The sequence below is a fragment of the [Clostridium] ammoniilyticum genome, assembly GCF_025566905.1.
GTDB lineage: Bacteria > Bacillota_I > Bacilli_A > Erysipelotrichales > Coprobacillaceae > Faecalibacillus > Faecalibacillus intestinalis.
The window spans coordinates 290,063-296,982 of record NZ_JAOQJR010000002.1; the positions used below are offsets into that span (position 1 = coordinate 290,063).

7 protein-coding genes are annotated in these 6,920 nt (G+C 26.9%); 5 read left to right on the plus strand and 2 right to left on the minus strand.

Annotation, left to right across the window (positions count from 1 at the left end; genetic code table 11):
- Nucleotides 1-188: 188 nt before the first annotated feature.
- Together dnaN and dnaA are read right to left on the minus strand one after the other, a co-directional pair.
- Nucleotides 189-1,298, minus strand: coding sequence for a DNA polymerase III subunit beta (gene dnaN, locus OCV55_RS03540; protein ID WP_147579813.1), 1,110 nt, complete (start codon nucleotides 1,296-1,298; stop codon nucleotides 189-191).
- Nucleotides 1,299-1,441: 143 nt separating this feature from the next.
- Nucleotides 1,442-2,773, minus strand: coding sequence for a chromosomal replication initiator protein DnaA (dnaA, locus tag OCV55_RS03545; protein WP_147579814.1), 1,332 nt, complete (start codon nucleotides 2,771-2,773; stop codon nucleotides 1,442-1,444).
- A gap of 1,024 nt (nucleotides 2,774-3,797) precedes the next feature.
- Between dnaA and rpmH the strand changes: the two genes are divergently transcribed.
- Genes rpmH through OCV55_RS03570 form a run of 5 tightly spaced genes read left to right on the plus strand, consistent with a single transcriptional unit; the run spans nucleotide 3,798 to nucleotide 6,817 of the window.
- Complete coding sequence (gene rpmH, locus OCV55_RS03550) at nucleotides 3,798-3,932, plus strand: 50S ribosomal protein L34 (protein ID WP_022002045.1); 135 nt, start codon at nucleotides 3,798-3,800, stop codon at nucleotides 3,930-3,932.
- Nucleotides 3,933-3,973: 41 nt separating this feature from the next.
- Nucleotides 3,974-4,315: a ribonuclease P protein component gene (rnpA, locus tag OCV55_RS03555; RefSeq protein ID WP_032091106.1), complete on the plus strand. Its 342-nt coding sequence runs from the start codon at nucleotides 3,974-3,976 to the stop codon at nucleotides 4,313-4,315.
- Nucleotides 4,312-5,223 carry a YidC/Oxa1 family membrane protein insertase gene (locus OCV55_RS03560; RefSeq protein WP_032091105.1) on the plus strand — a complete coding sequence of 304 codons (912 nt, stop codon included), beginning with the start codon at nucleotides 4,312-4,314 and terminating at the stop codon, nucleotides 5,221-5,223. The genes rnpA and OCV55_RS03560 overlap by 4 nt, the downstream gene beginning before the upstream one ends.
- A gap of 14 nt (nucleotides 5,224-5,237) precedes the next feature.
- Nucleotides 5,238-5,837: a Jag family protein gene (locus tag OCV55_RS03565; protein ID WP_032091104.1), complete on the plus strand. Its 600-nt coding sequence runs from the start codon at nucleotides 5,238-5,240 to the stop codon at nucleotides 5,835-5,837.
- A gap of 35 nt (nucleotides 5,838-5,872) precedes the next feature.
- Nucleotides 5,873-6,817 (plus strand): AEC family transporter, encoded by a 945-nt coding sequence (locus OCV55_RS03570; protein WP_147579815.1) that lies wholly within the window; start codon nucleotides 5,873-5,875, stop codon nucleotides 6,815-6,817.
- The last annotated feature ends 103 nt before the right edge of the window (nucleotides 6,818-6,920 follow it).

Genomic DNA, 6,920 nt, shown 5'->3' on the forward strand with positions numbered 1-6,920 from the left:
TTTTCTCTATAATTGTACTAAGTTAGTATATCATAAAAATCATAAAAATTCAAAATATTGCGCTATATTCGCTATTTTTATTTATGAATAGAAAAATACTTTTTTGATAAAAAAGCTCTTAAAATAAAAATTACTCCCCAAATAAACAATTAAAAGGAAAATTTACAAAAAAAAGAAGCTTTCGCTTCTTAATATGTTCTAACTGGTAAAACAAGTTGTAATAATTCATCAGAATCAAAATCTTTAACGATGAATGGTTTCATTTCTCCAGTGAATAATATTTTTATTTTATCACCACTAAATGATTTAATAGCATCACTTGCATATTTACAACTAAATGAAATAGTAAGTGGTTCTCCTTTATAGAAAGAAGAAGCTAAATTTTCTTCTACTGAACCAATTTCTTGTTGATATGAAGATAAAATAACTTGTTCATTAGACATATCTAATTTCACAATATTATTTTGTTCATTTAATAATAATGAAACACGGTCAATCGCATTTAATAAATCAGCTCTATTAATATCTAATTCATAATCAAATTCTAAAGGAATCAATCGAGCTGTATCAGGATAAGATCCATCAATTAAACGTGTTTGAATAATATTTTTATCAAACACAAATAATACTTTACGTTCAGATACATATAATTCAATAAGTTCATCTTTTTCAATAATCTTACTAATTTCATCTAAACTTAATTTAGGAATCGTAATATTAAAAGTCACATCTTCATCAATAGAAATAATCTTTTTAGCTAAACGATAACTATCAGTAGCAACAACTTCTAAAACATGATCATGCGCTTTAAAATTGATACCAGTTAAAATAGGTCTTGTTTCTTTATCACTAGCAGCAAACTTTGTTTCTCCAATAATATTTTTTAATACAAGAGCATTCATCATAAAATGAGTTCCTGTTTTACTTAAATCAATACGTGGATATTCAATAGCATCAGTACCATTTAAGCTGTATTCAATTTGACTTCCTTTAATACGAGTAAGTAAACCATCAATAATTTCAATTTCAATATCATCACTATTGATCTTTCTTACAATATCAAAGATATAACGACTATTTAAAACAACTGCTCCTTCTTTAAGGATTACTAAGTCATCATCTTCATCAATAATTGTTTGAATAGTGATATCACTATCACTTCCTGTTAAGATAAGTTGATGAGCTTGTAAATCAAATTTAATCCCTGTTAAAACAGGTAAAGGACTACGAACAGATACAGCTCTTGTTGCTTTAGCAAGTGCGTTTAATAATTTGATTCTTTTAATTCTAAAATGCATATTTGCCTCCTGTTATTTATATATTTAAAAATAAGTCATTATTACTATTAGCATGTGAACAATGTGCATAAATATAAAATATGTTGATTTTATCAATGTTTTTTATATGAATATCAATGTGCACATATTGTTGATATTAGTCACTATATTGTGCCTAACTTTTGTTTAAGCTTATCTACAGCGAGTTTATAATCTGGATCTTTTTTGATTTTTGTTTCTACTCTTTTACAAGCTTTCATAACTGTAGAATGGTCTCGATTGGAAAAAGTTGTTCCAATTTCACTAAAAGTAATATCCAAAAGTTCCCTCATTAAATACATACATATTTCACGAGGTGTTACCAAGTTTCTCGTTCTATTTTTAGAAATAATTTGACTAATGGTTAAATAATAGAATTCAGCGGTTGTTTTTAAAATGAATTCTTTTGTTAGTGGTTCTTGTGCTTTTTTTATAGTTTTTTGATCTTTAAAGACTTCAGATGCAAAATTCATATCTATGTAATTAGTTGATTCCATGATACTACAGAAGAATAGTCGTTTTAATTGACCTTCTAAAGAACGAATATCATTACAATAATTCATAACCATGAAGTCTAAAACATCATCTGTAATAATTAAATCTGTATTACCTAGATTTTCTATTTTCTTCTCTAAAATTGCCTTTGCTGTTTCAAATTCAGGTGGATCTATTCCAAAAGATAGACCTGATTTAAAACGACTAATTAAACGTTCTTCAATTCCTTGAAGTTCATCAGGCATTTTATCACTTGTAATAACAATTTGATGATTGTTATTAATGATTTCATTAAATATATGGAAGAACATCTCACTACTTTTTTCTTTTCCAAATAAAAATTGAATATCATCAATTAATAAAATATCAAGATTTCTATAATAACTATAAATCTCATCTGTTGTATTTGTTTTTATAGAATTAATAATTTCATCTACAAAATCCTTAGAAGTAATATATCTTACTAATAAATTAGGATTTGTTTCTTTTGCTTTATTTCCAATAGCATTTAATAAATGTGTTTTTCCAAGCCCTGGATGACTATATAAAAATAAAGGATTAAAGTTCATACCAGGTTTAGTTGATACAAGTAAAGCAGCATTTTGTGCCATACGGTTTGAATTTCCTACGATAAAATTAGCAAATGTCATATCAGGATGAAGATGACTATCGATTTTAGGAACCCTTTTTTGTTTAGATTTTTTATATTCTTCTACTTCTAATACTTTGATTTTTATTGGTTTAGAAAAAGAATTAGAAAGAATAGATTCTATTTCTGCTTGTTTTTCTAAAATAGCATCAATATTCCATTTTAATTCAGTGGTGATAATAACTTGATTATCTTCAATTTCTTCTAGAGTTGCAGGTTTAAATAGTGAGTCCAAGATGATCTTATCATCAACTATTTTATTTTTTTCTAAAGTTTCTACACAAGATGACCAGATTTTGTTTAAATCTTGCACAATTTTCAACTCCCTTTCGACTCAATTATATAAAAGATGTGAACTCTTTTAAAGGAAAAATACTGTCTGCACAATAGCTTCACAATTTTATTCACAAAAAATGTGAGAAATATCAATCATTTAGAGTACTTATTCACATTATTCACAACTTCGTTTTTCGCTATGAATTTTATTAAATGTGAACTTAGTGCATATTGTATAGAATAAAAAACAATGTGCACATAGCTGTTCACAATAAAAAATACGCTGATATCAGTATATTTTTTACTAATTCACCCATATGAATAACTCGATTCACCACGTGAATAAGCATGTGCAAAACTTGTCAAAACATAAAATTTAACAAAAAATGAATATTCACAATGTGAATTTTAAGAAAAAATCCGATTTTTCCTAGAAAAATAGAAGAAATGTAAGATAAAGGTTAAGATGAAATAATATTCACTTTAGGATGTGAATATCTAAAATAAAGAGTTTATTCACATTAGATTAGTGACTATTTTGAATATATTGTATGAATTTTGATACAAAAGTACGTAAATACTTAGAAGTGTACACTTGATTTTAGGGGGAAAAACAAGGATTTATAAGGAGTTGGAGGAAAATGTGAATAAGTTTTTTTATGAGCTTTAAAGAAATTCACATGTTGTCGTACGTACTTGATTGAAAAATGTTCACAAATAATGTGCATTTAATAAGAGTTATGCTTAGTGATGGTACTTTTTTTGATAAAAGTACTTATTTTTATACAATTTTCTATCTATTTCGATATATCACAAGATGTGAATAATAAAGTAAGGAAACTTATTCACAATAAAGAGAATTTTTCTAAATTAAAAAAGTTCACAAAAAAATGTGCAAATAATCATTAGAAATTGTTATTCTTATTATTTGTCATCATTAAAAATCATGAATTTAAGAGTAGAAATATAGAATTTAGAATTGACTTGTCACAATAATTCCTATAAGATATAGGAGCATATGTTATTTGTATAAAAAGATAAAAATTTTGGAGGTGTAAAATATGAAAAGAACATATCAACCAAATAAAAGAAAAAGAGCAAAAACTCATGGTTTTAGAGCTAGAATGGCAACTGTTGGAGGAAGAAAAGTAATCGCACGTCGCCGTAAAAGAGGAAGAAAAGTATTAACTGCTTAATGTAAAATCCACTTTTTCGGTGGATTTTTTTCTAAAATTTTATGAAAAAAGAATTTAGAGTAAAAAGAAATGAAGATTTTAGCAAGATTATTGCTAGAAAAAAGAGTTTTGCGAATTCTTGTTTTATTATTTATAAAGATGAAAATCAAATGGGCCACGGACGCGTTGGTATTTCTGTAAGCAAGAAATTAGGAAATGCTGTTACTAGAAATAAAATCAAAAGACAGTTACGCATGATGATTCAAGAATGTTTTCATTTTGATGAAGAAGTTGACTATATAGTAATTGTAAGAAAAAGATTCTTAGATAATACATATATAGAAAATAAAAAAGAATTAGAGTATTTGTACAAAAAAGTAAAGAGAAAGGAGATCAGCAAATGATCTTAGATAACAAAACTAAAAAATATTTTAAAATTATTTGTTTAGTTTTATTTGTTGTAGCCTTAACTGGATGTACAGCAAATCTTGATTCAAGTGGTAAACTGATTGCTAAAAGAGCAATTAATTTAAACACACCATGGTCTATGAAGTCAGGAATTTTTGATTTCTTATTAGTTATTCCTATTTCTAAAAGTATTATTTATTTAGGAGATGTTTTATTAAATAATATCGCTTTAGGTGTTGTATTAATTACTATTTTAATTAATATTATCATTTTACCAATTATGATTAAATCGACAGTATCTCAACAAAAGATGCAATTGATTCAACCAGAAATGGAAAAAATTCAAAATAAATATAAAGGTAGAAAAGATCAAACTTCTCAAATGAGAATGTCTGCAGAAATTCAAGCTTTATATAAGAAAAATGATGTCAGTATGTTGGCTTCATTTACAACATTCTTAACATTACCAATTATGTTTGCAATGTGGCAAGCGGTTCAACGTATTGAAATCTTATATCAAACAAATATGTTTGGTATTAACTTAGGTGCTAAACCAATCGATCACGTATTTAAATTCGAGATTGCCTATATTGTATTACTTGCCATTGTTGCTTTAACTCAATATTTTGCGATGAAAATCAATACAATCATGTCAAAAAGAAATCCAAAATATAGAGAAACATCACAAATGCAATCAATGAACATGATGAATAATTTCATGACATTATTTATCATTTACTTTGCAGCAATTATGCCTGCAGCAATGTCACTTTATTGGATGACAACAAACATTATTACAATTGTTAGAACATGGTATATTTATATTTACCATGTTGAAAAAGCACAAAAAGAAGTTGATCAAGCAAATACAAATTATTTAACAAAAAGACAAAATAAAAAATAAATAGAGGTATTTATATGAAAACTTATACTGGAAAAACAGTAGATGATGCTGTTAGTAAAGCATGCCTTGATTTAGGTGTAACAATTGATCAATTAAATTATGAAGTTACTTTAGAAACTAAAGGTTTATTTAGTAAAAAAGCTGAAATTGCTTGTTGGACAGTAGAAATGGTTCAAGAATATATTGAAAATCTTATAAGAAAAATCTTAACAGATATGCAATTTGAAGTAGAAACTGTTTCTTATGTTCAAGATGGTAGAATTTATTGCAATATTAATACAAGCAATAACTCTATTTTAATTGGTAAAGCTGGTGTTATTTTAAGAGCAATTAACTTAATTATTAAAAACGCTGTCAGTACAACATTTAAAAAACGTTTAGAAGTAAGCGTTGATATCAATGGTTATAAAGAAGAACGTTATAAAAAAGTTGCAAGTATGGCAAGACGTTTTGGTAAAACAGTTTTAAGAACAAAAGCTGATTTAAAATTAGATCCAATGCCTGCAGATGAAAGAAAAGTGATGCATCAAGAGATTGCAAAGATGGATCATTTAAAAACTGAATCTAAAGGTGAAGGAAAAAATAGATATATGACAATCTCATATGTAGATTAAGCCGCTTATGCGGTTTTTTCTTTAGGGAGGAAATAATGGAAAATTTAATTTTTAGTTTAAATGCGACGGTTCCTGTTTTTGCGATGATTATATTAGGGATGTTATTTAAAAAAATAGGAATTATTGATGATGTTTTTGCATCAAAAATGAATAAATTTGTCTTTTTAATACCATTACCAGTATTACTATTTAAAGACTTAGCGACATTAGATTTTAAGGAAATTTGGGATACGAAGTTCGGCTTATTTTGTTTTTTTATTACCATTTTCAGTATTTTAATAGTAACAATACTTTCTTTTTTATTAAAAAATAAAAAGAATCAGGGAGAATTTATTCAAGCAAGTTATCGTAGTTCAGCGGCATTACTAGGAATTGCATTAATTCAAAATGTATATGGAAAAGCAACAATGGCGCCTTTAATGATTATTGGAAGTGTACCTTTATATAACATTATGGCTGTCGTTGTCCTTTCTTTCTTTTCACCTGAAAGAAAAGGAATAAGTAAAGAAATGTGGATGAAAACTTTAAAAGGTATTATCACCAATCCTATTTTAATTGGAATTGTGATTGGACTTTGTTGGTCATTACTTCATTTACCAATGCCTACAATGTTAGATAAAACAGTCACTTCGATTGGGAATGTAGCTACTCCTCTTGGTTTAATGGCAATGGGTGCTACATTTAATTATAAAAAAGCTTTAGGAGATTTAAAACCAGCCCTTTGTGCTACTTTCATTAAATTATTTGGTTTCTGTACTCTCTTTTTACCATTAGCTATATTCTTTGGATTTAGACAAGAACAACTGATTGCTATTCTTGTTATGCTTGGCTCAGCAACCACAGTATCATGCTATGTGATGGCTAAAAACATGGGACATGAAGGAGTTCTTACAAGTACAGTGGTCATGTTGACAACTTTAATAAGTGGTTTTTCTATTACTATGTGGCTTTATATTTTAAAAACTTTACAATTCTTATAAAAAAATGAGTGATTTGAAGTGAACTGAAAAAGTTGGACAACTTAGGAGGTTCACTTTTTATTATGGCTAAACTTACAAACGAACAAAAAATTGAAATTTACAA